At 47.0% G+C, this 25,380-nt stretch carries 29 protein-coding genes; 6 read left to right on the forward strand and 23 right to left on the reverse strand.

Annotated features, from left to right (window positions below; translation table 11 throughout):
- Position 1: 1 nt before the first annotated feature.
- Complete coding sequence (locus tag IV40_RS02220; RefSeq protein ID WP_057768730.1) at positions 2 to 1,927, reverse strand: hypothetical protein; 1,926 nt, start codon at positions 1,925 to 1,927, stop codon at positions 2 to 4.
- A 119-nt stretch (positions 1,928 to 2,046) separates the two neighbouring features.
- Here IV40_RS02220 and IV40_RS02225 point away from each other — a divergent pair, with 119 nt between their 5' ends.
- From IV40_RS02225 to IV40_RS02240, 4 genes are all read left to right on the forward strand, one after another.
- The gene (locus tag IV40_RS02225) at positions 2,047 to 3,330 is read left to right on the forward strand and encodes a replication-associated recombination protein A (protein WP_057768731.1); all 1,284 of its coding nucleotides are present in this window, start codon (positions 2,047 to 2,049) and stop codon (positions 3,328 to 3,330) included.
- A 329-nt stretch (positions 3,331 to 3,659) separates the two neighbouring features.
- A complete protein-coding gene (locus IV40_RS02230; RefSeq protein ID WP_057768732.1) occupies positions 3,660 to 3,941 on the forward strand; it encodes a hypothetical protein in 282 nt (93 codons plus the stop codon).
- Between the two features lie 85 nt (positions 3,942 to 4,026).
- Positions 4,027 to 4,545 carry a universal stress protein gene (locus tag IV40_RS02235; protein ID WP_057768733.1) on the forward strand — a complete coding sequence of 173 codons (519 nt, stop codon included), beginning with the start codon at positions 4,027 to 4,029 and terminating at the stop codon, positions 4,543 to 4,545.
- A 136-nt stretch (positions 4,546 to 4,681) separates the two neighbouring features.
- Positions 4,682 to 6,313 (forward strand): 6-pyruvoyl-tetrahydropterin synthase-related protein, encoded by a 1,632-nt coding sequence (locus IV40_RS02240; RefSeq protein ID WP_057768734.1) that lies wholly within the window; start codon positions 4,682 to 4,684, stop codon positions 6,311 to 6,313.
- Between the two features lie 40 nt (positions 6,314 to 6,353).
- On the opposite strand, the gene IV40_RS02245 is transcribed toward IV40_RS02240, so the two are convergent.
- A complete protein-coding gene (locus tag IV40_RS02245) occupies positions 6,354 to 7,202 on the reverse strand; it encodes a helix-turn-helix transcriptional regulator (protein ID WP_057768735.1) in 849 nt (282 codons plus the stop codon).
- 201 nt (positions 7,203 to 7,403) lie between these two features.
- Between IV40_RS02245 and IV40_RS02250 the strand changes: the two genes are divergently transcribed.
- Both IV40_RS02250 and IV40_RS02255 read left to right on the forward strand, forming a co-directional pair.
- Positions 7,404 to 8,309, forward strand: a complete 906-nt coding sequence (locus IV40_RS02250) for a polyphosphate kinase 2 family protein (RefSeq protein WP_057768736.1) — start codon at positions 7,404 to 7,406, stop codon at positions 8,307 to 8,309.
- 15 nt (positions 8,310 to 8,324) lie between these two features.
- Positions 8,325 to 9,005 carry a YczE/YyaS/YitT family protein gene (locus tag IV40_RS02255; RefSeq protein ID WP_057768737.1) on the forward strand — a complete coding sequence of 227 codons (681 nt, stop codon included), beginning with the start codon at positions 8,325 to 8,327 and terminating at the stop codon, positions 9,003 to 9,005.
- 53 nt (positions 9,006 to 9,058) lie between these two features.
- Here IV40_RS02255 and IV40_RS02260 read toward each other — a convergent pair whose 3' ends face one another.
- The 21 genes from IV40_RS02260 to upp form a co-directional block, all read right to left on the reverse strand.
- Complete coding sequence (locus IV40_RS02260) at positions 9,059 to 9,712, reverse strand: HAD family hydrolase (RefSeq protein ID WP_057768738.1); 654 nt, start codon at positions 9,710 to 9,712, stop codon at positions 9,059 to 9,061.
- A 19-nt stretch (positions 9,713 to 9,731) separates the two neighbouring features.
- Positions 9,732 to 10,706, reverse strand: coding sequence for a DUF2785 domain-containing protein (locus IV40_RS02265; protein WP_057768739.1), 975 nt, complete (start codon positions 10,704 to 10,706; stop codon positions 9,732 to 9,734).
- Positions 10,707 to 10,722: 16 nt separating this feature from the next.
- Positions 10,723 to 11,103 (reverse strand): DUF1694 domain-containing protein, encoded by a 381-nt coding sequence (locus tag IV40_RS02270; RefSeq protein ID WP_057768740.1) that lies wholly within the window; start codon positions 11,101 to 11,103, stop codon positions 10,723 to 10,725.
- Positions 11,104 to 11,171: 68 nt separating this feature from the next.
- A complete protein-coding gene (locus IV40_RS02275; RefSeq protein ID WP_057768821.1) occupies positions 11,172 to 11,849 on the reverse strand; it encodes a methionine ABC transporter permease in 678 nt (225 codons plus the stop codon).
- Positions 11,850 to 11,851: 2 nt separating this feature from the next.
- A complete protein-coding gene (locus tag IV40_RS02280) occupies positions 11,852 to 12,910 on the reverse strand; it encodes a methionine ABC transporter ATP-binding protein (RefSeq protein ID WP_057768741.1) in 1,059 nt (352 codons plus the stop codon).
- 17 nt (positions 12,911 to 12,927) lie between these two features.
- Positions 12,928 to 13,752, reverse strand: a complete 825-nt coding sequence (locus tag IV40_RS02285; RefSeq protein WP_057768742.1) for a MetQ/NlpA family ABC transporter substrate-binding protein — start codon at positions 13,750 to 13,752, stop codon at positions 12,928 to 12,930.
- A gap of 526 nt (positions 13,753 to 14,278) precedes the next feature.
- Positions 14,279 to 15,481: an FtsW/RodA/SpoVE family cell cycle protein gene (locus tag IV40_RS02290; RefSeq protein ID WP_057768743.1), complete on the reverse strand. Its 1,203-nt coding sequence runs from the start codon at positions 15,479 to 15,481 to the stop codon at positions 14,279 to 14,281.
- A gap of 18 nt (positions 15,482 to 15,499) precedes the next feature.
- The gene (locus IV40_RS02295; RefSeq protein ID WP_057768744.1) at positions 15,500 to 15,724 is read right to left on the reverse strand and encodes a DUF2969 domain-containing protein; all 225 of its coding nucleotides are present in this window, start codon (positions 15,722 to 15,724) and stop codon (positions 15,500 to 15,502) included.
- 11 nt (positions 15,725 to 15,735) lie between these two features.
- On the reverse strand, positions 15,736 to 16,011 hold the full coding sequence (gene yidD, locus IV40_RS02300) for a membrane protein insertion efficiency factor YidD (protein WP_057768745.1): 276 nt from the start codon (positions 16,009 to 16,011) through the stop codon (positions 15,736 to 15,738).
- A gap of 11 nt (positions 16,012 to 16,022) precedes the next feature.
- Positions 16,023 to 16,205: a DNA-directed RNA polymerase subunit beta gene (locus tag IV40_RS02305; protein WP_057768746.1), complete on the reverse strand. Its 183-nt coding sequence runs from the start codon at positions 16,203 to 16,205 to the stop codon at positions 16,023 to 16,025.
- A gap of 11 nt (positions 16,206 to 16,216) precedes the next feature.
- The gene (gene mreB, locus IV40_RS02310; protein ID WP_057768747.1) at positions 16,217 to 17,206 is read right to left on the reverse strand and encodes a rod shape-determining protein; all 990 of its coding nucleotides are present in this window, start codon (positions 17,204 to 17,206) and stop codon (positions 16,217 to 16,219) included.
- 104 nt (positions 17,207 to 17,310) lie between these two features.
- Positions 17,311 to 17,544: a DUF1146 family protein gene (locus IV40_RS02315; RefSeq protein WP_057768748.1), complete on the reverse strand. Its 234-nt coding sequence runs from the start codon at positions 17,542 to 17,544 to the stop codon at positions 17,311 to 17,313.
- Positions 17,545 to 17,659: 115 nt separating this feature from the next.
- Positions 17,660 to 18,091, reverse strand: coding sequence for a F0F1 ATP synthase subunit epsilon (locus IV40_RS02320; RefSeq protein ID WP_057768749.1), 432 nt, complete (start codon positions 18,089 to 18,091; stop codon positions 17,660 to 17,662).
- A gap of 13 nt (positions 18,092 to 18,104) precedes the next feature.
- Positions 18,105 to 19,571 carry a F0F1 ATP synthase subunit beta gene (atpD, locus tag IV40_RS02325; RefSeq protein WP_057768750.1) on the reverse strand — a complete coding sequence of 489 codons (1,467 nt, stop codon included), beginning with the start codon at positions 19,569 to 19,571 and terminating at the stop codon, positions 18,105 to 18,107.
- A gap of 39 nt (positions 19,572 to 19,610) precedes the next feature.
- Complete coding sequence (locus IV40_RS02330) at positions 19,611 to 20,546, reverse strand: F0F1 ATP synthase subunit gamma (protein WP_082617823.1); 936 nt, start codon at positions 20,544 to 20,546, stop codon at positions 19,611 to 19,613.
- A 15-nt stretch (positions 20,547 to 20,561) separates the two neighbouring features.
- Complete coding sequence (gene atpA, locus IV40_RS02335) at positions 20,562 to 22,160, reverse strand: F0F1 ATP synthase subunit alpha (protein ID WP_082617822.1); 1,599 nt, start codon at positions 22,158 to 22,160, stop codon at positions 20,562 to 20,564.
- Between the two features lie 25 nt (positions 22,161 to 22,185).
- The gene (locus IV40_RS02340) at positions 22,186 to 22,734 is read right to left on the reverse strand and encodes a F0F1 ATP synthase subunit delta (protein ID WP_057768751.1); all 549 of its coding nucleotides are present in this window, start codon (positions 22,732 to 22,734) and stop codon (positions 22,186 to 22,188) included.
- On the reverse strand, positions 22,721 to 23,251 hold the full coding sequence (gene atpF / locus IV40_RS02345; RefSeq protein WP_057768752.1) for a F0F1 ATP synthase subunit B: 531 nt from the start codon (positions 23,249 to 23,251) through the stop codon (positions 22,721 to 22,723). Before atpF ends, IV40_RS02340 begins: the two co-directional genes overlap by 14 nt.
- Before the next feature lie 49 nt (positions 23,252 to 23,300).
- Positions 23,301 to 23,513, reverse strand: a complete 213-nt coding sequence (gene atpE, locus IV40_RS02350) for a F0F1 ATP synthase subunit C (protein ID WP_057768753.1) — start codon at positions 23,511 to 23,513, stop codon at positions 23,301 to 23,303.
- 24 nt (positions 23,514 to 23,537) lie between these two features.
- A complete protein-coding gene (gene atpB / locus IV40_RS02355; protein ID WP_057768754.1) occupies positions 23,538 to 24,248 on the reverse strand; it encodes a F0F1 ATP synthase subunit A in 711 nt (236 codons plus the stop codon).
- A gap of 436 nt (positions 24,249 to 24,684) precedes the next feature.
- Positions 24,685 to 25,314, reverse strand: coding sequence for a uracil phosphoribosyltransferase (upp, locus tag IV40_RS02360; protein WP_057768755.1), 630 nt, complete (start codon positions 25,312 to 25,314; stop codon positions 24,685 to 24,687).
- Positions 25,315 to 25,380: the final 66 nt, after the last annotated feature.

Below are 25,380 nucleotides of genomic sequence, written 5' to 3' on the forward strand. Positions count from 1 at the left end.
CTTAAAGCACATATTGCAAAAGTTTCGTCGTCACAGGCCGTTTGTCGCCAAAAGTCGGCTGCAAGTGCGGCATTAAATCTGGCGCCGCATGCAGGCCTAAAACGGTCGCCAGCTGAGGCTGATCCGGCTGATAAGCCAAATACAAATTGGGAATGATTAAATCGACGCCTGCCACCCCTAAATGGAATTGACGTGCAATCGCAACCGCTAACTCTTGATACGTCGCATCCATATCCGCACTGACTTCGAGCCGTTCGTTCCGCAGGTCCGTTTCATGCTGCAGCCAAGCTTGTGTTCCCCGTGGCAGAATCGTAGCGGCTGAATAGCCTTGCGTCGCAAGTACTTGTTGTGCCCTGTCATCTAGCTGCAGTGCCTTTTCTTGTAGTGTGCCATTTTTATGCGTAATCAAATCAGCAATGGTCGTCCGTCCATCGCCAACAACATTGGCTGCGACCCGTTCCAGAACACTGGCAACGTGAGTACCAATGACTAGAAAGCGATAACTCGTACCGGCCACAAAGCTCTCCACGAGCACTTGCCGATTCACCTGCTGCGCTTTTTCAAACGCCGCCTGAAAGACCGCCAATGAGGTTGGACGCGTAAAAGCAGTCACGCCGCCACATCCCTGTTTGGGTTTGACAACAAGTGCTTTTTGACCAAAGGACGTGTTAAAATCGTTCTGCGCATCCGCCCAGCTCGTATAGACATGCCCGGCCGGTACGTTCAGCCCTGCCTGTGCCAACTGCTGTTTAACAACTTGACGGTCGGCCACGACTTTAGCCGCCACAAGCGGTGTTTTCGCTGTGACTGTGCCTTGCTGCAGCCATGTTGAATGTGTCCCCCGTTTAATTTGAATCAGATCGGCACCTGCATCAACGTTGCCAATCTGCAAACCTTGCTGATACGCTGTTGTTAACACTGCCTGACTGGCCGGTGAAAAATCAAGATAGCCACGCAGCTGCTCTGGATGCCCCTTTTGCTCAATTGCGACCCACTGCTGTTGTTGCGCCACAAAGTCTGGTGTGGCTGCCAGACGTGCACTTTTGGTCAGTTTGGGATCCTTAACAGCGGCAGCATACAAATCAAGGACGGTTGGATTCAGCTGCAGATGAACAGCTAATTGCTGCAGATTTTGAACCAGCTGTAATAACGACTTCTGAGCCTGTGTTGTAGCATTCGGCTGTTCACTAGCTACCTTCTGATTAAACTGTTCGGCCAGATGCAGCTGCTTGTTGATATCCTTTGGCAGCGGCAATAACAAACAGAAAATAGCCCATAATTTCAAGAAATGCAGCGTAGTAAGGCTGATGCCATCCGTCGTAAACGGATCGAGATCAAGCCGCTGAATGACCAGCCCATCGATGCCATGTTTGGCTAAATCGGCATGGGTGCCGACCAAACGGACTGGTGCATCCGCACCAACTCGCAGCGCCGTTTGCAAAGTGGCTGCATCCGCAAATTGAGCTGTTTTACGATTCAAAACACTTCGTCCGTTCCGACTGGCCCCCAGCCAATAACTCAACGCATAGCGCAATCGGGTCAGGTTCTGATCTAGCTGCAGATAAACGGCGTTGCTGAAGGCAATGTAATCGTCGTTAAATTCTTTGTGATACACCTGCGTAAACAGCGGCACTAATAATGCGGCCGGCAGCTGCCAGCCGATTTGGAGCTGAGCCCCTTTTTCAGAAAGGATGGTCGGTGTTTCGGCCGCTGTCAACGAATCAATGGCAGCGAGTTGGGCTAGTACCTGCTGTGGGTCGGCCTGCCAATCGGTCTGCCGAATGAATTGGCCCGCATGCACATACCAATAAGGCGTCTGTCCCGCATCATCAGAACTTGCCGGAACGACCTTGCTTAAGCGCACCTGCAAATGGGTCAGTAGCGGCACTAAGCCTAAACGTTGAATCTGCTGTTCTAAATCTTTCATCATCATGCTCCTCTGCTGATTCTTTGCCTTCATTATACGCCCTTTAAAGGCTTAAAAATAGGCGGCAATCATGGTATAATAGAACGTATGTTCAGAAACAAAAAAGGAGGTTTTCAACCATGCAGCAACCACTTGCTTATCGGATGCGGCCGCAAAACTTAGATGAGGTCGTCGGTCAGCAGCATTTAGTCGGTCCCGGCAAAATTATCCGCCGAATGGTCGATGCGCATATGCTGTCCTCGATGATTCTTTATGGACCGCCCGGTGTCGGCAAAACAAGTATTGCCAGTGCGATCGCCGGCAGTACCAAATATGCGTTCCGCAAACTCAATGCCGCCACCGATACGAAGAAAGACCTGCAAGTCGTCGTCGAAGAAGCCAAAATGAGCGGCACCGTGATCCTGCTGCTGGATGAAATCCACCGGCTCGATAAAACCAAACAGGACTTTCTGCTGCCGCACCTCGAAAGCGGTCAAATCGTCCTAATCGGAGCCACGACCGAAAATCCGTATATTACCATCAGTCCGGCGATCCGCAGCCGAACGCAGATTTTCGAAGTCAAGCCCCTCTCAGAAAACGATATTAAAACGGCCTTAACGCATGCTTTACATGACAAAGAGCGGGGGTTAGGCCAATATGATGTCCAAATCGACGACAATGCCCTGCAGCATCTAGCACGTGCAACCAATGGTGACTTACGCAGTGCCCTCAATGCACTCGAATTGGCCGTCAAATCGACACCGGCCGCTGAAAAAAACGGCCACATTCACATCACCCTTGAAATTGTCGAAGAATGTCTCCAAAAAAAGGCAATCAGTGCCGATAAAGATGGCGATGCCCATTATGATGTCATATCTGCTTTTCAGAAATCGATTCGAGGCAGCGATACCGATGCAGCCCTCCATTATCTGGCGCAATTACTCGCAGCTGGCGATTTAGTCTCTGCCTGCCGCCGCTTGTTGGTCATCGCTTACGAAGACATTGGGCTGGCTAGTCCGGCCGCTGCATCACGCACGGTTTCGGCCGTTCAAGCAGCGCAACAGCTGGGATTGCCAGAGGCCCGGATTCCATTAGCCGATGCAGTCATCGATTTGTGTCTGTCTTCGAAATCAAATTCTGGAATCACTGCAATTGATGCCGCCATGAAAGACGTTACCAGCGGTCATAGCGGTGAAATTCCCAAATCCTTGAAAGACGCCCATTATTCGGGCGCTAAAAAACTCGGTCGTGGTGTCGCCTACAAATATCCGCATGACTATCCTAACGATTGGGTCAAACAGCAGTATTTGCCGGATACCTTAAAAAACGCCCAGTATTATCATCCCAAAGATAACGGCCGCTATGAGCACGCCTTAAAAGAACAGTACGAACGACTGCGAACTGCTCAGCATGACTCTGAGTAAAGCGTTTGCGTCGTTACGGATAATATGCTACTATAATGTTCGAAAGGCTAAGATGTGCGCGGAATTCTAGCTTATGTTGACCGAACAAATAACGTTACATTGGGACAGATAACAAAATCGGTGTGTGAGCAGATCTTTTCACGAGATAGCACTAATCACTGAGCGGTTCGTCCCACCTGCTTAACCGCGGGAATCAACTATATCGAATTCAAAACGGCATCCGTAGTTTTTTAGGAGTTATGCTTCGGCATGACTCTTTTTTTGTATTCTTGACAAATGATCGCAGAACTTGAATACTGGACCAATAGAGATTTTTGGGAGGTCATACGATGATTTTAGGACTCATGATTGTTTACATCATTTTATTACTGCTGCTGGCGGTTTTCCTGCTGCGTCATTTGAACCGGCGCTTTTTAATTTTTGATCCGGTGCAGTCACCGCAGCTGCAAACTCTCTTTCGCTTCACAGCAGGGCTGCTGATTGTAGTAGCGATTGCCGGGATTGGAATCCTAATACTAGGCCACGATTCGAAATTGAACCTGATCACCTTATTATTAGGGGCTGGGGTCGTTGCCATCTTTGCAGTCGCATTAACGCACTACGAACCTTAGCGAAATGGTTTTCATTTGCCCCTGAATAAAGTACAATGGGGTTAGATCGAAAGATGAGAATGCTTACAAAAATGGGGTGAAGGACATGTTACAACAATATCATCGTATTTTAGTTGCGATTGATGGTTCTTATGAAGCTGAATTAGCCTTCCGGAAGGCGGTCGAAGTTGCCAAGCGGAATCATGGGGAACTGTATTTGATCCACGTAGTCGATACACGTGCATTCCAAAATGTTTCCAGTTTTGATTCGGCCATGGTCGAACAAGTCACCGAAACAGCCAAGCAGACTATGGAACAATATGTCGAAACGGCTAAAAAACTCGGGTTGGAAAATGTTGAATACAGCATTGAATATGGGGCACCAAAAGTGATTATTGCCCATGATATGCCGGAACAGCACGATATCGATCTGATCATGATCGGGGCAACCGGTTTAAACGCCGTTGAACGCCTCTTGATTGGTTCCGTCACCGAATTCGTGACTCGGAATGCGATCTGCGATGTGCTCGTTGTTCGGACCGATTTGAACAACAAACCGGCGCTGCACGGCAGCAAGAAGAGCATCATCAATCAGGAAGCCGAAGCTGAAGAAAAGAAAAATTAACTCTTTTTAAAAATGGGCCCATCAAGGCTGTGGTAATCAGATACCGCAGCCTTTTTTGGTCGGTTCAGTTTCAGGTTTTCTAAAGCTTCCATTGCTATAATAAAGATAAAAAATCTGAAAAGACGTGAATTTCGCAATGAAAAATTGGCTCAAGCAGCGCCGGACTGCGCTTGCAACGGTTCTCTTTTTAACAGCTGTTGCAACGGCAGCCACCGTCATTTTTCTGCACCATTTGAATCTGATTATTGCGACCGGCGACCTCACCTTCCATCTCTCACGGATTCAGGGTTTGACGACCATTCTGCATTCGCCGGTTAATTTCGAAACTTTTAATCATCATGGGTATGGCGTTAATTGGTTTTATCCATCCTTAACCTTGTTGCCAGCCGCTTTTTTTGAGGCGCTGACGCAGCGTTTAGTGCTCAGTTATACGCTGTATATTTGGATCGTCAATCTAGCGACAATTGGTATTGCGGCTTACTGCGGCACACGTTTTTGGCGCAACCGCACCAGCGGCGTTTTGTTTGCCCTCTTTTACTTATTCGCCAATTACCGGCTCTCCAATTTTTTCTATCGGGCTGATTTGGCCGAAGGAACAGCCATGGCTTTTCTGCCCCTCGTCTTCTTGGGGGCGTATGAACTCTTTTGGGGCACTGGCAGGCCCAACTCAGGTTGGAAATTACTGACGGTGGGCATGGTCGGCATCCTGTATACCCACCTGCTGACTGCCTTCCTGTGTATTTTATTGCTGCTTTGTTTGACCCTGGGCGCACTTTTTACACGCCGCCGGCCGATTCGCACGATCTTATCTGAAGGTATCAAAGCAGTCAGCTGTACAGCACTGATTACGCTGCCCTTCTGGGGGCCGTTTCTCCGTGAAATGTCTTTCCAAAAACTAAATCATCCGGCGTTTAATCAATTACTAGCCCAAGCGCTCGATCCGACAACGACGCTCAAAGCGGCCGCACTCAACCAGCTCGACCAATCCAACCTCGGCCTGCTTGGCTTAATTGCAATCACCTTGCCGCTGTTTACACTCCGCAAATGGCCGGCAGCAGCTAAATGGAGTTATGGCATCAGTCTGGTTCTCGCCTTTCTGACGACCAACCTGTTCCCATGGCAATGGCTGCAAAACACACCACTGGTTTATCTGCAGTTTCCATGGCGGTTGCTGGGACTGCAAGCCTTCTTTGCCAGTATCTGTCTTGTCGAATGCTGGCACTGGTTCCGTCAGCCAGCCGGTTTGAAAATCGGTTTAGTTGCGCTGGCACTGCTAGTTTTAAGTACGGCTTCCTTCTCCCTTTTGCAAACTGACTTTACCCGAATCGGCAGCCTGAAGTTCACGACTGCTGACACGAGTCAATTAGCTACCATGGGTGAATATTACCAATACGATTATGCCCCTGCGGCCACCATTCCGTATCAAACCCAGGCGACACAGCACTTATTTTATCTGGACGGCAACTGGCAAACCCATCCTTATCACGTCACGGCGGCCCACTTCACCACGAAAATCAGTCTGTCAGCCGCACAAACGGTCACGTTGCCCGTTTTCCGCTATGCGACTACTCAGGCGACTGTTAATGGTCATCCAGCTCATGTCACAGCTGGAAAAGGCGGTTTAGTCGGCCTTCATCTGCACGCCGGCACCAATACGATTCAAATCGGCTACACGTATTCTATCCGCTTTTATGCGGCCATCCTCATTGCCCTACTCGGCTGTCTTCCTCTTTTGAAACGACCGCAATCAAAAAACCGGAACGTCTGACCCGTTCCGGTTTTTTTTCTGTGTGTTAGTTTGCAAATGATTAAGCGGTCGGCAATTCAGCCAATTTCTGTTCCAATTGGGCATCGGCACTGATTTCGCTCAGCGCCGCAGCCAGATGAAAGCAGTGCTGTGCTTGTTTAGATTGTGCCAAACCAGCCCAAGCATGGGCCTGAATCCCATATAAATGTCCCAGCGCATAAAAATCACTTTGTTCCGTCATCCACTGCGCCATCTCTGTTGTCACGGCAATTGCCGCCTGCCACTCGTTTTGTTTCAATAAAACCCGGCCTTGATAAATGCAGATCCACATCTTGGCATTCTTATATGCCACGAAATTTTCCGGCAGCCGGTCAATCAGATGTCGCGCCGCACTAATATACTCACTAGCATGCGTATAATGATGCTTCGCATAATAAGCGATGGCCATTCCCAATAAGGTCAGTGCCCCATAAATATCAGTTTCTTCATGAATCGGCACCCGTTGTGCTTTCGTCAGATAATAAATACCTTCGTCTAAATCTTGTTCAAACTGCAATTTCAAAAAGCCCATCAGAACATTGTAATGCCGCAGATCATACGGATCTTTCAAATGATCCGGATGCATCTCTGCCAACTGTGCTGCCACAGTTTGATAATCGTCCTTAATCCAAGCTTGATCAACCTCACCCAATTTACGTCGGTTTTTGGCTTCCTGCCGAACGATCACGTCTGTCCATTGAATCCCCAGTCGTTCACAGATCATGATCAGCGTATTCATGTTGGGAATCTTATTCTGCTTTTCAATCAGACTAATTGTGGCTTGTGTACATATACCTTCAGCAAGTTCGGCCTGCGACAGCCCATACTGCTTACGATACCGTTTGATCTGATCACCCAAAATAATAATCATCATTGGCCTCCTCAACTCAATTGCATCAAATATAATTGCCACTCATTGAAATTATCTTTTTTCTTATTTTAGCAGAAAAAAGCGGAATGGTCTAGATCAATTCATGTACCTTACAAAAATGAAAGATAACGCATCTCAAGCCCCAATTAAGGCCTTTTTTGGTGTATGGTAGAGTTAAATTGTTAAAGGAGCTGCTGACCGATGAATTTTGAAAAAAAATATCGCTACACTGGGGACGACAATCTCAAACTGAATAAACTGAAGACGACCCCCATGCCAAAATACAAAGACAAAAAAGAACAAATCAAGACGGATATTCAGGATGACATTCAAAAAATGGCGGCTCGTCAGCAAATGCTGTACGCCGAAGGGACTTATGGGGTCCTGATTGTTTTGCAGGCAATGGATGCTGCTGGGAAAGATGGCATGATCCGCCACGTCTTCAGCGGAATCAACCCTGAAGGCTGTGAAGTAACTAGTTTCAAACAACCGTCTAAAAAAGAGCTCAGTCATGATTACTTGTGGCGCTGCCATTTAGCGATGCCGTCACGGGGCAAAATTGGCATCTTCAACCGTTCTTATTATGAAGATGTTTTAGTTGACCGGGTCCATCCAGAGATTTTAGCCGGTGAACACCTGCCAGGCATCAAAACAGCTGCTGATGTCAAACCGAAATTTTTCAAGGATCGTTACAACGATATCAATCAATTTGAAAATTATGAAACTCGCAATGGCTTTATGATTCTCAAATTCTTCCTGCACATTTCCAAAGACGAACAGAAGCGCCGCTTTGAGAGCCGGATTGAAACGCCGGAAAAGAACTGGAAGTTCTCCGAATCGGACATCAAGGAACGCAAATACTGGAATCAGTATGAAAAAGCCTATAATGATGCTATTGAATCGACATCATCGCCTAAAAATCCGTGGTACATTATCCCGGCCGATGATAAATGGTTCTCACGCCTCGTCGTTTCCAAGATTATCAATGCCCGTCTCGAAAAACTGCCGCTGGCCTATCCAGAAGTCACACCCGAACAAAAACAGGGCTTGAAGACGGCTTTGGATGAACTCGAAGGCGGCAAAAAGTCCCAGCAACAGAAAAAATAGAAAGGTGTTCTCAATTTGATCCAGCAAAAAAGCATTCCGTTGTCCCGTCAGGCAGCGGTGACGTACTTTATTATTTCCTTATTGCTCAATACATTCGGTAATGGGCTGACGGTAGCCCTCAACTTAGGGAGTGCCCTTTGGACCGCCTCAGCCGTGAACCTGATGCATTTGATCCACTTAAACTTGTTCACGATCCTGATGCTGTATGGTATTCTGGTCGTGATCGCCAATGCCTTATTGTTGGAACAACTTGATTGGACTCGCATGGTCGGCAATTTTATTTTCATGCTGCCCTATAGTTATTTAGTCGGTTTGTTTACGCACCTTTTGCTGCAGACGCCGATTAATTCACTGCCTTTGTGGCTGAAAGTGATACTTGATCTATTTGGGATTAGTCTGGTGGCGATTGCCATTTCGATTTACCAGCGAGTTAATTGGGTGTTGCACCCCAATGATGATTTGATGCAAATTATCCGTTTCAAATTCTGTCATGGACGTGCGGCATTAGCAATGTGGCTCAGTATCGTTCCGCCAGTTGTCATTATGGTGTTCTGCTGGCTGCTCGATCATCAGTTGTATGCCGTCAACATCGGCACGTTGGTCGCACTTTTCTTCCAGGGTGCAATCATCGGCTGGTCTGACCGGCACGTTTTCCCGGCACTGAAACACCAAGGTCTCAACAAAATTGAAAACTGATTTTTTCAAAATAAAAAGCGCTGACAAAATATTTATTTTGCCAGCGCTTTTTATTATGGCCGCCTTAAAATGGTTTCGAGATCGGTCAGGTGCTGAATATGCAGGTCAGCGGCCGCTTGCGAATCGGTGAACCGGGCATCCATTGGCGCTAACGCAGCCACAGTCATGCCAGCCGCCTCGCCAGCTGCGATTCCCGTTTCTGAGTCCTCAACCGCCATGGCCTGTTCAGGCGCAACATGCATTTGCTGCATTGTATTGAGATAGATTTCTGGATCCGGCTTGCTGCGGGTAAACGACATCCCGCTGACCACAACATCAAATTCATCTTCGAAATGGTTCGCCGTCAGCATAGCGTTGATAGCATTCAGATCACTGGAACTAGCGAGTCCCACCTTAAAATCATGCGCATGTAGCCAATCCAAAGTCGGTTTGGCATCCGGATTGACTCGTTTGCGATAATCGATCGGATCGGCGGCTTTATAATCCCGATAGCCATCCTGCAACTGCTGATACTGCGCGGCCGTCCGGCCCGGCAGCAGCTGCGGCCACAGATCCCGCAAATTTCCGCCGACCAGATCCAGCAACTGCTGTTCAGTCAGGTGCAAACCAACTTGCTGAAAATACTCACGGCGCCGGTCAAAATAATACGGTTCGCTATTGACAAGCACCCCGTCCATATCAAAAATAACTGCCTCAATCTCCTGCATATTCTCTAAACTCCCCTTTTTAATACATATCGATAATCTTGCCCAAATAATCCTGAATCTTCTGCGGCTGATCCCCCCGCACCAGCATCGACTGCAGCAGCCGATCCCGATTGTACCAACGGTTCCAAAACGCAATGTTCTGTTCCGGCTGCAGCTGGGCGATTTCTTTTTGCCAATCTTGAAGAATCAATAATAAATAATCGGTATACAACGTATTGAGATTGGTCAAATTAGCAACGGCCATCGCCAATCGTTGCGGTTCCCCATAAATCAGCGGATCGTTCATCTGCCGGTAGCCAGTATAAAATGCCGCCAGCAGAAACAGTTTATTGGCTCGATTCAAAACAGTACTCTGAAACAATTCATCTAGTACATTACCGATATGCGTATAACTATGGGCCCAGCCCTTATGATCGATGTAACCACGGCCATCCTGCTCTAGCAGCATATACGTCGCCATCGCTAAAATGACAGCGTTGATTTCTGCAGACGACAGGACATGATAATAATGCCGATCCGCATAAAGCAGCCCTGCTAAAAGCATGACTGCAAATGAACGTTTAAAAACGGCATTATTATGCGGTTCGAGAATGTGGTCGAACATATAAGCCGGCGAAATCAGCTGCATGACCAGCCACTCCTCCTGTTCCGGCGTAAACGCCGTTAAACGAATCAGATCATTGAACAGGAAATAAACGCCACGATCACGCAAACGGGCATTCGTCACCCCTAGATGAGCAAGCAGAAACTGCAGATCGTCATTGGAAATCTGCGGTTCATCACTCTGCTTGAGTTCATCATCGATTTGTTTGACACGGGCTAATGCCGTCTGCGTATCACGAGGCAGAACGACGGGCGTTTTGTCCGCCGCATAAGTCACTTGTTTAGCGAGCTGATTGAGCCGTTCCGGCAGCTCATGGAAGGACTCGCCGGCCATGAACTGCTGCTGTATTTTTTTCAATTGTTGTCGTGTTTGTGCGACTTGATCGACCACCATTACCACTCCATTATTAGATTAAAATTGGACGCTGGATCTTTTGGTCCGGTGACGCCAAAACCAATCCGAAATCATCCTCTTGCAGCGGATGATCGATCCGGATCTTCGCCTGGTGCAGGATCGTGAACGGATAATTCAGTTCAACTGCTAGCTGCAAATATTGATTCAGCAAGTGTTGACCAAGCTTATCATTCAAATAAATCCGGTATTCGGGATAACGCTGCAGTATCTGGGCAACCAGTGCATACATTTTTGCACTACGAAGCTGGGACACCGTGATTGCCAGTGCAACACGTTCTTGAAAATTACCCAAAAAGCGTCGTTTTTCATCCGGTTTCAGCTGTGGAACACCATATAGACGTGTTTTTAAGAAATCATTCAGATCTTCTGTCATTTGAAAGCGCTCCTTATCCCTCTTCATCATACACAAAATGAGACGTCGGCACAATCAATCAACGGTAGTTAATGGCTAATCTTTTTAACAATCCAATCGCCAATCCCCTGCACTAAGAAAACCATGATGAGGATCAATAAGGTCGAAAATAAAGTGATGTCATTTTCAAAGCGTTGGTAACCGACGCTGACGGCCAGATTGCCTAAGCCGCCCCCGCCGACAACGCCAGCCATCGTCGTCAAACCAATCAAGCTGATGATCGTCACAACAGAAACCCGCACTAGGTCAGGTGCGCCTTCTCGTAAATAGACTCGGAAAATCAATGACCATGGTCCGGCGCCAACCGACTCAGCGGCCTCAATGATGCCAGGTGCGACATCCAATAACGCATTCTGAACCTGACGGGCATAAAACGGCGCACACCCGACAATCAACGGGACTAATACCCCGGTGGTCCCGATCGTTGTGCCGACAACCAAACGCGTAAACGGCCCAATCACTGCCAGTAAAATAATGAATGGGATCGACCGAAATAAATTGACAATCTTATCCAGAACTTGATAAACGGGTTTGTTGGCCAGAATGCCGCCGTCCTGGGTGATAACCAGTGCGATTCCGAGAATCAAGCCGATGATACCGGCAAAGATTCCGGACACAATCGTCATATAAATCGTTTCGCCGGTACTCTGAACAACTTCCGACCAGTTGGAAACGACATTCGGCATTAAGCGTGCAATTTCAGTCATCATTAGTCATGCGCCTCCTCAGGTTGTTTTAAGATTTCAACGGTGACTTGGTCGGTCCGCAGGTTTTCCAGTGCATCGTCCAAGTGATCCGGTGTCCCGCTGAGAACAACAACCAGATGTCCGATCGGAGTCTGCTGCAGAATCTCGATGTTGCCGTATAAGATGTTGGCGGCGACTTCATAATGCTGATACAACCCGCTGATTAACGGCTCGTCCGTATTCGCCCCCTGGTAAGCTAATTTGACTAAAACTTGGCCGGGCTGCAAATGTTTGATGTTGTCCTGTGCCAAAATCTTCGGCAACGCCTGATTGATTTGGGTCGACGTTTCGATAAAATCACGGGTTAATTTTTCTTTGGGGTGGCTGAACAGCTCCAGCAAACTGCCTCGTTCGATGATCCGCCCATTTTCCATAACGGCGACTTTGTTGCAGACTTCCTTGACGGCATCCATTTCATGGGTGATCAGGACCACCGTTAAACCCAGCCGCTGATTCAAAGATTGCAGCAGTTTCAGGATCGATAACGTCGTCTTCGGATCCAAGGCACTCGTTGCTTCATCACTAATCAGGATTTCCGGATCGTTGGCCAAGGCGCGTGCGATGGCGACCCGCTGTTTTTGACCGCCTGATAATTGCGATGGATAGGAATTAGCCTTGTCGGATAATTCGACAAGTTCCAGCAATTTAGCGACCTTTTCATGGCGCTCCTGCTTGGATAACGGTCCATCCTGCAATGGGAAGGCTACGTTGGCAGCGATCGTCCGTTCATTCATTAAATTAAAATGCTGGAAGATCATGCCGATTTTACGGCGGGCGGCCCGTAATTCCTTTGCCTTCAGCGTTTCCATATTGTGTCCATTGACGATTACTTGACCGCTGGTGGGCTTCTGGAGCATGTTGATTACACGAACCAGCGTCGATTTGCCGGCACCGGAGTAACCGACGATTCCGTAGATATCGCCTGGTTCAACTTCAAGGGAGACGTCTTGGACGGCATGGACTGTTTTATTTTTATTGTGAAACGTCACATCGATATGACGCAGGTCAATGGCTGGTTGCATCGTTGCAGCTCCTTCCTTTATTTCAATTTCAAGTTCCAAGCTTCTTCAGTGGAACCTTTGTAAACTTGCTTGATCTTTTTGGCAGTTGCTTCCGTCTGGAAGGCCTTGACCACTTTCTTGTAAGTCGGGTTATTGGCATCCTTCTTACGTGCGACAATAATGTTAATCCACTGTTCGGATTGCTTAGTCAACTTTTCAGTGGCAATGGCTTTCTTCGGATTGAGGTTCGCATCGGCGGCGACCCCGTTATTGATCACAGCGGCAGTGACATCATCCAATGAATGCGCTGTTTGGGTGGCATCCAATTCTTCGATCACAATCCCGCTCTTATTGCTCTTAATATCTTTCTTGGTTGGCAATTTGGCATTATCTAAAGTAATCAAATTGGCGTTCGCAAGTAATTGTAAGGCCCGGCCTTCATTGGTGGCATCGTTTGGAACGGCCACTTTATCGCCCTTCTTCAACTGACTCAGTTTGGTAATCTTGTTGGAATAAACTCTCATTGGGCCGATATCGGTCTTGCCGATGCTGACCAGATCGGCATGATGTGCTTTGTTCCAGTTATTCAAGAAATAAGAATGCTGGTATGAGTTCAAGTCGATTTGACCTTGCTGCAAAGCGGTGTTTGGTTGGTTGTAATCCGTAAAGGTAACTAACTTTAAGTTGATGTGTTCCTTTTTTAATTTCTGAACAACTGGTTTCCAGATTTTTTCATCGCTGCCGATAATCCCGATTTTAACTGTCTGTGTTTTCGCAGCGGCTGTTTGCTTCCCACAAGCCGCAACGACGATCGTCACTAGCAATAATAAGACCATTAAACTGACACGTTTCAATTTTTTCATTTTAAAAATCCTCTCTTATTCCCAAAATTTTCGTTATGTGTTGAAATGACTGGTCGCAGCGGGCTAGCTCCGCTGCAATTCTCCCCATGCGACAAAAAAGCCCGCTCCTAAGTTTCCTTAGAAGCGAGCTGACGCGTTACCATTCTAAATTCGGGCCCATCTTTACAGACGAGTCCCTCACTAACGTACGGGCAAATAATGCCGATACGCGTGCACGATAATGTGTGCCACTCATTGCAGCCTGACGCAAAAGCGCTCGGTGCACCGATTCTGGGCCATTTTCACCGACGCTCCCTACCTCACTCTCAGCGAATATGAGTTTTCTGTACAGTCTCAGTCGATTACTTTCCCATTCATTTCGTTTCAAATATCAATTTGACATAACTTATGTTTCTTATCATACGAGCTATGCCTGCACTTGTCAATACTTTTATGAAAATAATCTTTTTTATATCTCATTAAAAACTTATTTGTCAGCTAAATAAAAAACACCCAGTGTGGGTGTTTTCGGAAGTGCGGCTTCCGTTTAGAAGTCGCCTTGGTCGCTGAACATATAACTCCTGTAATGATACCGCATCGACATCACCATGCCGACCCCGATCATATTCCCCAGCAGGGAGGAACCCCCTTGTGAAATGAACGGCAGCGGAATCCCGGTTAACGGTAAGAGCCCAATATTCATCCCGATGTTTTCAAACACATGGAACAGAATCATCATAATGACCCCCGTCGAAACATAGGCATAAAATTCATTTTTCGTATCGAACGTGACCCGAATCATCTGGTAGATCAGCATAAAGTAAACTAAAATAACGAAACAGCTGCCGATGAAACCAAAATCTTCACCGATAACCGAGAAAATCATATCAGATTCCCGCACGGGGACATAGACCTTTGATTTATTAAAGCCGATTCCAAATAATTGGCCTGAACCGATTGCCTTCATGCTTTGCCAGAGCTGATACCCATTTCCAGACGTATCCTGCGATGGATTCCGCCAAGTGTTGACACGGGCAAACTGATAGGCTTTGAAACCGAAATGCCTGAGGAACGCCTGTCCGCCATCCGACAGAACAAGGGCTAACGCCGAACCGCCGACAACAGCCCCGATCGAAGCAATCGGCACCAGAATCTTCCAAGTCACACCAGAAACAAGCACCATCCCGCTGAAAATGGCTAAGAAGACTAACGATGTCCCAAAATCATCTTCAAGCGTCAGCAGCATAAAGATCGGCAGTGTCCATAACAACATCCGGCCGATCAGCAGCCAGTCGTTCTTCGTTGTGTGCGGGTACTCGTCATTGTGCTGGGTAATCACCCGTCCGAGCATCAGAATATACGCCGGTTTCATGATTTCAGAAGGCTGGAACGTGATCGAACCAATCGCAAACCAGTTTTTCGACCCGGTTTTGGCGTAATAAGCTCGGCTGTAAAAGATGAAAACAGCCGCTAGCAGGAATAGGCCGACCCCATACGCATATGGGGCAATCTTCCACAATTGTTCCGAATCCATCTGCATGATCACAACAATCGCGATCCCGCCGATGACATACCATAGCCCCTGCATAATCGTCGCCCGTAACGGGCTGGCACCAGTCGTATCATGTGACGTTGAAATGTAAATTGCGGCTAAGCCGATCAAAGCCAATAACATGACAGATAAAATGATCCCATAGTCGATTCGTGAATTTAAATCGCGATTTGCACGCTCACTGGCTTCTCGTTGCATATTGCCACCTCGACTTTTCTAGTGATTATGAAGATGATACTGCATGATCAGTTCGTTGATCGCATCATCTTGTGTTTTGGCGTGTAAAGGCGTTTCATTGCCGGCCAAATAGGCATCAAAGCGTTCGCCCTCTGGCTTGACATACCCAATTTCATGTTTGCCGATCTGCAGAACAGCGACATCAATACCGTCCCGTTTTGCATCGGTCAATTCTAATTTAATATTCCGTTCTTTCTTAGACATATAAATACTCCTTAATTCTCTGCTGATTTAGTGGCATCGGGTTGCTTATTCCGAAACACTGTAAAGTAATCCGGCACCGGATCATAGCCACCCCGAATAAACGGGTTGCAGCGCAAGATTCGAGCTATCCCCATGATCAATCCCAAAAAGGGCCCGTGCTTTTCAAGTGCGGTAATCATGTACGACGAACAGGTCGGATAATAGCGGCAGCTCGGTGGAAACAACGGACTAATCGCCAATTGGTAAAAACGAACCAAGGCAACCATTCCTTTTCTAAGCCATTTCATTGTTTAACCTTCTAGCGTGTAAAATCGATGACATGCTGCCATGTCTGAGGATTGAAGATTGCAAACGGATTGCCGCCATCGGCAAGATGATAACCGACCATCGCACCGATGATAATTGCAATCAGCATGCCCACAATGACCCAGCCAATTTTTTTCAATAACGGGCGTGCATAATCTTTATAATTATTTTTCATGATTCACCTCGCTAATGCTGCTTCTGGTGTTCGAGATCATGCAGCAAAATACCCGTTCCCAAGGCAACACTTTCTAGCGGACGTTCTGCCAGGACAACCGGCACCTGCAGGGCAGCGGATAAAGCTTTATCCATCCCTGTAATCAAAGCACTTCCGCCAGTCAGCATGATGCCTTTATCGATAATATCAGTCGCCAGTTCTGGTTGGGTTTGCTCCAGAACGGCTTGGGCTGCATTCAGAATCTTCTGCACTACTTTGCGCAAGGACCGCTGAATTTCAGGAGCTGCCACCGTAATCGTGCGGGGCATCCCTGTTTCAACATCTTGCCCCCGGACAGCCATCTTTTGATCCGGATCGGCGCCATAAACAGCACCAATCTGAATTTTGATCTGTTCGGCGGCGCGAATCCCGATCTGTAGTTTATGCCGTTTTAGGATATCGGCTTGGATCATCTCGTCCATATCGATCCCGGCCAGCCGCAGCGAATCACTCGTTACGACGTTGCCCATTGATAGAACGGCGATATCCGTCGTGCCGCCGCCAATATCGATCACCATATTGCCGGAGGGCTGGAAAATATCCAAACCGGCTCCGACGGCTGCTACTTTCGGTTCCAGATCGAGATAAACCTTTTTGGCACCAGCTTGTTCAGCCGCTTCTTCAATCGCACTTTTTTCAACGGTCGTGATATTAGTCGGGCAGCAGATCAATATCGTCGGTTTCGAGAAGAAACCTTTGACGTGCAGCTGATCGATAAACGTCGCCAGCATTGTTTCGGCCGCATCAAAATTGGTGATCACACCGTGCTGCAAAGGCCGGATCGTCTGAACATCATCAGGCGCCAGCCCGATCATGTCGTAGGCTTTCTGTCCGACCGCCAGGACATGGCCTGAATGTGCATCGATCGCAACGACAGACGGCTCGTTCAGCACAATTCCTTTTCCCTGCTGATTGATAACAACGTTCGCTGTCCCGAGATCAATTCCAAGATCTTTTGCCATGGACTAGATTCACCTCTATTTTCAATACTCATTTATTGATTATAACATATTTTCACACGCAAAAAGCGACTGTTCAAGCGTCATTATTGCTTTCTTAAGAAAGTCTATTTGAATAAAAATAACAAGTTTCGTGATTGGTCGACAATGTTGAGGAAGAAGGTGCTGACCGTAAAGCCAATGGCGATTGCCAAGAAAACAATAATCAGCCGTCCTTCGAAATCATGATTCTTTTTGAGAATCTGATCGAACCGCAGTGCCTGCAGCCCTCTGAACGACAATAAAATAAACCCCAAGTGACTAATGATCGTCACAAGCGCTTGTAATCCTAAAATACGCATTTGAACCGCCCTTTCTGTTTGGTTAAAGTTTAGCATAACTTGCAAACGAGAAAAAGAAATGAGTGCACAAAAAAATCGTTCCGAACGAATCATTCGAAACGATTTTTCATTAGCATTACCGGTGATTTTTAACGTTGATCCGGTTCACAGCACGCTGTAAAGCAATGTTGGCCCGTTGCAACTCATCGGTATCATGTTTCTCTTTAGCAGCTTGGATTCGCTTTTCAGCACGTGCTTTGGCACTTTCGGCACGGTTCAAATCAATGTTCCGTTCCCGTTCAGCACTATCGGCCACAATCGAAGCGACATTATGGCTGACTTCAAGGAAGCCGCCATTCACAGCGATTGCATTTTCATGGTCGGTACTATCGACACGTGTGACCCGGACTTCACCAATTTTCAAAGGTGCAATCAACGGTTCATGGTTCGCCATGATCCCAAGTTGTCCATCTAAAGCTTCGACGACCAGCATCCGGGCATGGTGGTCATAGACCAAACCATCCGGCGTCACAATATTGACGGTCAAAACCTTTTCCTCTTCCGCCATACTTTAACGCCTCCTATTCAGCTGATGCGGCTTTATCGGCAGTTACTTCTTCAGCAGTATCATCTTCACTGACGTTGTAGCCCATCTTCTTAGCCTTTGCGACCACGTCGGAGATTGGTCCGACCAGACGGAAGGCATCTTCAGGGAGATCGTCATACTTGCCTTCAAGGATTTCTTTGAATCCTTCGACAGTATCGGCGATCTTGACGTAAGAACCGGGTTGGCCAGTAAACTGTTCGGCAACGTTGAAGTTCTGTGACAGGAAGAACTGAATCCGACGGGCACGCGTAACAATCGTCTTTTCTTCATCGGACAATTCATCCATCCCTAAGATCGAGATGATATCCTGCAATTCACGGTAACGCTGCAAAACATGCTGCACTTCAGTCGCAACCTTGTAATGTTCTTCCCCAATGATTTCTGGATCCAAAGCACTTGATGAAGATTCCAACGGATCAACGGCTGGGTAAATCCCTTGTTCAGTCAAGCTACGTTCCAGGTTTGTCGTTGCGTCCAAATGGGCGAACGTTGTTGCTGGCGCCGGATCAGTGTAATCATCGGCAGGAACATAAACGGCCTGAATTGAAGTAATGGAACCCTTCTTAGTTGAAGTAATCCGTTCCTGCAACTGCCCCATTTCAGTGGCCAATGTCGGCTGATAACCAACGGCAGATGGCAAACGGCCTAACAGGGCGGAAACTTCAGAACCAGCCTGTGTGAAGCGGAAAATGTTATCGATAAAGAGTAACACATCCTGGCCCAACGTATCACGGAAGTATTCCGCAATTGTCAGTCCAGTCAGCGCAACACGCATACGAGCACCAGGCGGCTCGTTCATCTGACCAAAGACCATGGCTGTATTCTTCAGAACACCTGAACCTTTCATTTCAAAGTACAAGTCGTTCCCTTCACGGGTCCGTTCACCGACCCCAGTAAAGACTGAAATACCACCATGTTCTTCGGCGATGTTGTGGATCAGTTCCTGGATCAGAACAGTTTTACCAACACCGGCACCACCGAACAATCCAACTTTACCACCACGGAGATAAGGTTCGAGCAAATCGATAACCTTAATCCCAGTTTCGAGCACTTCTGTGGATGTATTTAATTCATCGAACTTTGGAGCATCCTTGTGGATCCCGTCACGACGGTAATCCGCAGGAAACTCAGGGCCATCATCGATGGTATCCCCTAAGACGTTAAACACACGCCCTAAATCTTCTTTACCAACGGGTACGGAAATCGGACCACCAGTGTCCTTGACTTTCATCCCACGCTGCAAGCCATCAGTAGACTCCATGGCAATCGTGCGCATAACACCATCGCCTAATTCCAAAGCCACTTCAAGAACGGTCTCTTCCGTATCGCTCTTTTGCACTTTCAGTTCGTTGTTAATATCGGGTAAGGGTTTGTCTAAAGGAAATTCGACATCGACGACGGGTCCGATAACCTGTGAAATTTTACCAATTGATTCACTCATGCGGCTATTTCCTCCCGTCTTATTTTCAATCTGTACATGCTACTCAAGGGCAGCGGCACCACCAGAAATTTCAGTTAATTCTGTGGTAATGGCCGCCTGACGAGCACGGTTAAACTGCATTGATAGATCTGAAATCAAATCCTTCGCATTATCCGTTGCACTGCGCATCGAAGTCATCGAAGCCGCATGTTCCGCCGTTTTGGCATCCATGATGGCTCCGTAGAGCAGACTCTCAGCGTACTGCGGCAGAATCGCATCCAGAACGGTGTCCGGATCAGGATCGGTAATGTATTCTTCGCCTTTGTTTTCGACTTCAGAAACATCCAAATCGTTGATCGGCAACATCTTTTCGGCACGGAAAGCGGAACTTAATGAGTTGACATGATGGTTGTAACAAACATAGAGTTCATCGAAAACCTCGTTGTCATACATTGAGACCGCTGTCGAAATGATTTCACGGACTTCGTTAAACGTCGGCACATCGCTGACGCCACGATATTCGTAAGCCAAATTCATGCCCCGTGACTTAAAGAAGTCAGCACCAGTTCCGCCGATTGCCATGAAGACATATTCATCTGGCGATTGATGTTCCTGATGAATCAAGTCCATCATCGCCTTGATGACGGTGTTATTGTATCCGCCGACTAAGCCCCGATCACTTGTGATGACCATGTAGCCGGTCTTTTTAACTGGCCGTTCCCGCAGCAAGCTGCTGACGGTCAGCTTCTTCGTTGCTTTTTGGCGTTCCTCAGGATCGACGGCATTGGCCTCGGCCCGGGCAATTTCCAATAACTGCGAAGCGGCTAAATGGGTAACAATTTCACGGATCTTAGATGAATAAATCTGGTAATCAGCTGATTTCTTTTCGATCTGCATTAACTTCGCACCAGAAACCATCTGCATGGCACTGGTGATCTGGCTGGTCTTTTTTGTGGAAGCAATTCTGCGTTTGATATCCATTAAAGAATCAGGCAAATTTGTCCACCACCTTTAATTCGTTGTGACATCCGGTTGCTGATCTGGCTGAACAGCTTCCGAATCAGCTTTTTCGCTATCATCATCGCCGGTTAAGCCCTGACGCTGATTAGATGGCTGGAAGCCTTTTGAAAAGTCCTTGATTGCTTGATCGAGTTTATCGGTATCTGGCAAATTCCCAGTTTCACGAATCGTCTTCAAAAGATCGGCATCATTACTATCAAAGTAAGTAAACAGTTCATTTTGGAAACGTAAAATATCGTCAACTGGAATACTGTCCAGGAACCCATGCGTTAAGGCATACAGAATCAAGACCTGTTTTTCAACAGGCAGCGGCTGATGTAACGGCTGCTTCAAAACTTCAACCGTCCGGCGACCACGATTCAACTTAGCCTGTGTAGCTTGGTCCAAATCGGAACCGAACTGCGTGAAGGCTTCAAGTTCACGGTATGAAGCTAAGTCCAGACGCAATGTCCCGGAAACTTTCTTCATGGCCTTGATCTGTGCCGACCCACCAACACGGGAGACAGAAGCCCCAGCATCGATAGCCGGACGGGTCCCAGAATAGAAGAGATCACTTTGTAAGAAGATCTGCCCATCAGTGATTGAAATAACGTTAGTTGGAATATAAGCGGAAATATCACCGGCTTGTGTTTCAACGATTGGTAATGCGGTCATTGAACCACCACCCAGTTTGTCGCTCAATTTGGCTGAACGTTCGAGTAAACGTGAATGGGTATAGAAAATATCACCAGGATAAGCTTCACGACCTGGAGGACGACGAAGCAGCAATGAAATTTCACGGTAAGAAACCGCCTGCTTGGAAAGATCATCATACACGATCAAAACATGCTTGCCGTTGTACATGAATTCCTCACCCATCGCTGTCCCGGCATATGGGGCAATGTAAAGCATCGGAGCTGGTTCAGACGGACCGGCCATCATAACGATGGTATAGTCCAAGGCACCGAAACGCCGTAACGTTTCAACCTGGTTCCGAACAGTTGATTCCTTCTGACCAATTGCGACATAGATACAAATGATATCCTGATCCTTTTGGTTCAAGATTGTATCGATGGCAATCGAAGTCTTCCCAGTTTTACGGTCCCCAATGATTAATTCACGCTGACCACGACCGATTGGAACCAATGAATCGACGGCCTTCAAACCAGTCTGTAAAGGCTGATCAACGGACTGCCGCTGCATGATCCCAGGCGCCGGTGATTCAATTGGGCGCGTTTTATCTGTTTTAATATCGCCCAGGCCATCGATTGGCTGACCTAAGGCATTGACTACACGACCTACCAAAGCATCGCCGACAGGCACTTCCATAATCCGTCCTGTCCGCTTGACTTGGTCGCCTTCGCGGATATCATCATAACTCCCTAAGATGATAATCCCGACATCGTTTTCTTCCAAATTGAGCGCCATACCATATGTCCCATTTTGGAATTGCAATAATTCGTTCGCTAAGGCGTTATTTAGACCATGAGCACGTGCGATCCCATCACCGATATAAGTGACGATACCCACTTCATTGACGTTTAGGTCGTCTTCATAGCCCTCAAGCTGCTGCTTGATGAGTTGACTGATTTCCTCAGTTTTGGTGCTCATTGGATTCACCTCTTCTAACTAATTTCTAATTTTGTTGCGTTAAACGTTCCTTGATATGCATCAGTTTGGTGCGGACGCTGCCATCGATCACTTGATCGTTGGCCCGCATGATCACACCGCCCATAATGCTGGGGTCAACTTTCTGTGTTAACACAGTTGTTTTGGCCCCGATTCGTTTGGCAAAGGCTGTTTCCAAATGCTGTGCCTGCTCATCGGTCAGCGGAACTGCCGTCGTAACGGTAGCTTGTACCCGACCGATCGCATCGTCATAGCGTTTTTCAAAGTCATCGATCATGAGCAATAAATCATTCATTCGGTTATTGCCGAACACAATGTTCATAAAGCTCTGCATCTCATGGCTGAACGGCCCCTGCATCGTGACAAAGATCTTTTCCTTTTGTTCCGGACTTAGGGCTGCATTAGTCAATGCATTCCCTAACTGCGGCTGCTGTTGATAAAGCTCACGCAAGGTCAGCAATTCATCATAAATGGACTGTAAATGATCTTGTTCTTGTGCATACTCAAACAAGGCCTTCCCATAACGTTGGCCGATCGTATACTTACTTATTGCCATTGGACTTCCCCAACCCTTCAATATACGAATCGATCAAGTCCTTTTGGTCAGCGGCATTCAATTGCTTGCCAATGATCTTGGTGGCAATCTCGACTGAAATGTCAGCAACGTCATTACGAGCACTGTCTAAAGCGTCCTGGCGTTCCTGTGCAATGTCTTTTTGAGCAGTTTCGCGCAAAGTCTGTGCTTCTTGTTGAGCGTTGGTAATGATCGTCTGACGCTGTTTCTCACCATTATCCTTCGCAGATTCGATGATCTTGTTGGCATCATTTTGTGAATTCTTCAAGGCATCTTGCCGCTGTTTGTCCAACTTTTCAGCATCTTGACGTGACTTTTCAGCGTTATCAATATCGTTCGAGATCTTATCGGAACGTTTTTGCATCATGTCCGCAACCGGTTTCCAGGCGAAATGCCCGACGAGTGCGACCAGGATCAAAAATGAAATCAGGATGAAGAGAAAATCGCCCAGATATAAACCAGACTTGGCTGCACCTAATAAAATGAAGTCTGTAGGCAACTTATCAACACTCCTTCCTTAAATAAAGTACCAACGGTAAACGTTCGTCTTAGACGAAGAGGATCAAGAAAGCGATCGCGATCGCCAAAATCGGAACGGCTTCAATTAAGCCGACACCGATAAACATAGTTGTCCGTAACTGACCAGCGAGTTCTGGCTGACGGGCCATACTTTCGACAGTCTTTGAAATAACATGTCCGTTACCATATGATGCTGCAAGTGCGGCACATCCGGCCGCGATAGCTGCTGCTAAATAATTCATTGAAAATTCCTCCTCAGGATTTTTTTATTCACTTTCAAGCTTATCAGAAATGTAAACCATTGCTAATGTTACAAAGACAAAGGCCTGGATACTCCCGATGAAGACCGAGAATCCTTGCCAAATCATTTCCAATGGCATTGTGACGATTGACGTGATCCAGCCATGGCTCAACGCCATTTTAGCAAGTAAGTTCAACAGAACTTCCCCCGCAAAGATATTCCCGTAGAGACGCAGTGACAACGTTAAGAAGTTGGTGAACTCCTCTAACAGGTTGATCGGCAGCAAGAAGCTGACCGGCTTTGCGAAATTGGCCAAGTATCCTTTGAACCCAAACTTTTGCACCCCATAGTAATGGGAGAGGAGCAAAACGATCAGGGCAAACGACATGGTGATCACCGGATCAGTAGTCGGACTCTTAACCCAGGTGAATCCATTAAAGATGACTTGAATGATCAAGCCCAACTGATTGGCGATAAAGATGTACAGGAACAAAACAAAAGCCAAAAGATAGAACTGCTTGCCTTCCTCACCTGGCATTGCACTCTTCACAATATTGTTGGTAAAATCAACCATCCATTCCAATGCATTCTGCTTTTTGTTCGGTTTCATCGTCAAATGACGTGAAAGGGCAAAAACAACTGCAAAGATAATGATACAGCTGATCAGAGCCGATAAATCATTTGCCAAGTTAAATCGTAAGCCGTAGAGGCTGACAATTGGATACTTTTCGTCCACAAATTTTTCCTCCTTTCCGAAAGAATCAAGCGTGTTAGAACTGTTATGTATGCTTGGGAAATGATCAAAGCCACTGACAATTCGGCACGCACATGCATGGCTGCATGATAATCAGCTTTAGTTTACCACACATAATGGTCAATGAGCGTGCCTAAACACACTTGAAACTATACCACCAATTTTCATAAAATTCAAAACTGATTTGCACTTTTTTTCGTTCAAAAAGAGCAATTTAGGTTGTTGCTAAAAACCTATGTATAGGCATTTAAAAGCAAAATGCAATCAACGATATGAAAAATCGCTAATGGAACCGCACCCATTTGCACATCAGCCATCCAATTGGACGAAAAGCTACGAAAGGCTGGGACAATTTGCTTTGTCTCAGCCTTTCACAAAATATGGCTGCAACAGTCATATTCAAGTTATCTATCTCGTTTTACTTAGTCCCGAAGAGACGGTCGCCGGCGTCCCCTAACCCAGGGACGATATAGCCGTCATCGTTGAGATGATCATCTAATGCTGCTGCATAAACGTCGACATCCGGGAAGGCTTCTTCAATCGCTTTGACACCTTCTGGAGCAGCGACTAAAACGACCAGCCGCATATTTTTGGCACCATGCTTCTTCAAAGCTTCGATCGCCATTTTGGCAGAACCACCGGTTGCCAGCATTGGATCGACAACAAAGACATCACGTTGTTCGATATCCGGCGGCAGCTTTAAGAAATATTCATGGGGTTCAAGGGTTTCTTCATCACGGTACATACCGATGTGACCCACTTTAGCTGCTGGTACCAGACGCAAAACGCCATCGACCATGCCGAGGCCGGCCCGTAAGATCGGCACAACGGCTAATTTTTTCCCGGCAAGTTCTTTTTGAACGGTCTTCCCCATCGGTGTTTCGATTTCAACACTCTTCAGAGGTAAGTCGCGTGTAATTTCATAGACCATGAGTTCGGCAATTTCGCTGGCGATTTCACGGAAATCTTTGGTTCCTGTGTTCTTATCGCGCATGATCGTCAACTTATGTTGGATCAACGGATGATTCAAAACTGTGAATTTTCCCATCTTTGGACAGCCACCTTTTCAATTTGATTGATTCTATTCTACCGCAAATTACCGGCTATAACCGGC

Origin of the sequence: Lactobacillus selangorensis (assembly GCF_001437205.1) — a bacterium.
Taxonomy (GTDB): domain Bacteria; phylum Bacillota; class Bacilli; order Lactobacillales; family Lactobacillaceae; genus Paralactobacillus; species Paralactobacillus selangorensis.

What these genes read in the sequence shown, in the direction of transcription:
- IV40_RS02220 (WP_057768730.1), bottom strand. Translation starts at nt 1,927, where the DNA reads ATGAAAGATTTAGAACAGCAGATTCAACGTTTAGGCTTAGTGCCGCTA.
- IV40_RS02225 (WP_057768731.1), top strand. Translation starts at nt 2,047, where the DNA reads ATGCAGCAACCACTTGCTTATCGGATGCGGCCGCAAAACTTAGATGAG.
- IV40_RS02230 (WP_057768732.1), top strand. Translation starts at nt 3,660, where the DNA reads ATGATTTTAGGACTCATGATTGTTTACATCATTTTATTACTGCTGCTG.
- IV40_RS02235 (WP_057768733.1), top strand. Translation starts at nt 4,027, where the DNA reads ATGTTACAACAATATCATCGTATTTTAGTTGCGATTGATGGTTCTTAT.
- IV40_RS02240 (WP_057768734.1), top strand. Translation starts at nt 4,682, where the DNA reads ATGAAAAATTGGCTCAAGCAGCGCCGGACTGCGCTTGCAACGGTTCTC.
- IV40_RS02245 (WP_057768735.1), bottom strand. Translation starts at nt 7,202, where the DNA reads ATGATTATTATTTTGGGTGATCAGATCAAACGGTATCGTAAGCAGTAT.
- IV40_RS02250 (WP_057768736.1), top strand. Translation starts at nt 7,404, where the DNA reads ATGAATTTTGAAAAAAAATATCGCTACACTGGGGACGACAATCTCAAA.
- IV40_RS02260 (WP_057768738.1), bottom strand. Translation starts at nt 9,712, where the DNA reads ATGCAGGAGATTGAGGCAGTTATTTTTGATATGGACGGGGTGCTTGTC.
- IV40_RS02270 (WP_057768740.1), bottom strand. Translation starts at nt 11,103, where the DNA reads ATGACAGAAGATCTGAATGATTTCTTAAAAACACGTCTATATGGTGTT.
- IV40_RS02275 (WP_057768821.1), bottom strand. Translation starts at nt 11,849, where the DNA reads ATGACTGAAATTGCACGCTTAATGCCGAATGTCGTTTCCAACTGGTCG.
- IV40_RS02280 (WP_057768741.1), bottom strand. Translation starts at nt 12,910, where the DNA reads ATGCAACCAGCCATTGACCTGCGTCATATCGATGTGACGTTTCACAAT.
- IV40_RS02285 (WP_057768742.1), bottom strand. Translation starts at nt 13,752, where the DNA reads ATGAAAAAATTGAAACGTGTCAGTTTAATGGTCTTATTATTGCTAGTG.
- IV40_RS02290 (WP_057768743.1), bottom strand. Translation starts at nt 15,481, where the DNA reads ATGCAACGAGAAGCCAGTGAGCGTGCAAATCGCGATTTAAATTCACGA.
- IV40_RS02295 (WP_057768744.1), bottom strand. Translation starts at nt 15,724, where the DNA reads ATGTCTAAGAAAGAACGGAATATTAAATTAGAATTGACCGATGCAAAA.
- yidD (WP_057768745.1), bottom strand. Translation starts at nt 16,011, where the DNA reads ATGAAATGGCTTAGAAAAGGAATGGTTGCCTTGGTTCGTTTTTACCAA.
- IV40_RS02305 (WP_057768746.1), bottom strand. Translation starts at nt 16,205, where the DNA reads ATGAAAAATAATTATAAAGATTATGCACGCCCGTTATTGAAAAAAATT.
- mreB (WP_057768747.1), bottom strand. Translation starts at nt 17,206, where the DNA reads ATGGCAAAAGATCTTGGAATTGATCTCGGGACAGCGAACGTTGTTATC.
- IV40_RS02315 (WP_057768748.1), bottom strand. Translation starts at nt 17,544, where the DNA reads ATGCGTATTTTAGGATTACAAGCGCTTGTGACGATCATTAGTCACTTG.
- IV40_RS02320 (WP_057768749.1), bottom strand. Translation starts at nt 18,091, where the DNA reads ATGGCGGAAGAGGAAAAGGTTTTGACCGTCAATATTGTGACGCCGGAT.
- atpD (WP_057768750.1), bottom strand. Translation starts at nt 19,571, where the DNA reads ATGAGTGAATCAATTGGTAAAATTTCACAGGTTATCGGACCCGTCGTC.
- atpA (WP_082617822.1), bottom strand. Translation starts at nt 22,160, where the DNA reads ATGAGCACCAAAACTGAGGAAATCAGTCAACTCATCAAGCAGCAGCTT.
- IV40_RS02340 (WP_057768751.1), bottom strand. Translation starts at nt 22,734, where the DNA reads ATGGCAATAAGTAAGTATACGATCGGCCAACGTTATGGGAAGGCCTTG.
- atpE (WP_057768753.1), bottom strand. Translation starts at nt 23,513, where the DNA reads ATGAATTATTTAGCAGCAGCTATCGCGGCCGGATGTGCCGCACTTGCA.
- upp (WP_057768755.1), bottom strand. Translation starts at nt 25,314, where the DNA reads ATGGGAAAATTCACAGTTTTGAATCATCCGTTGATCCAACATAAGTTG.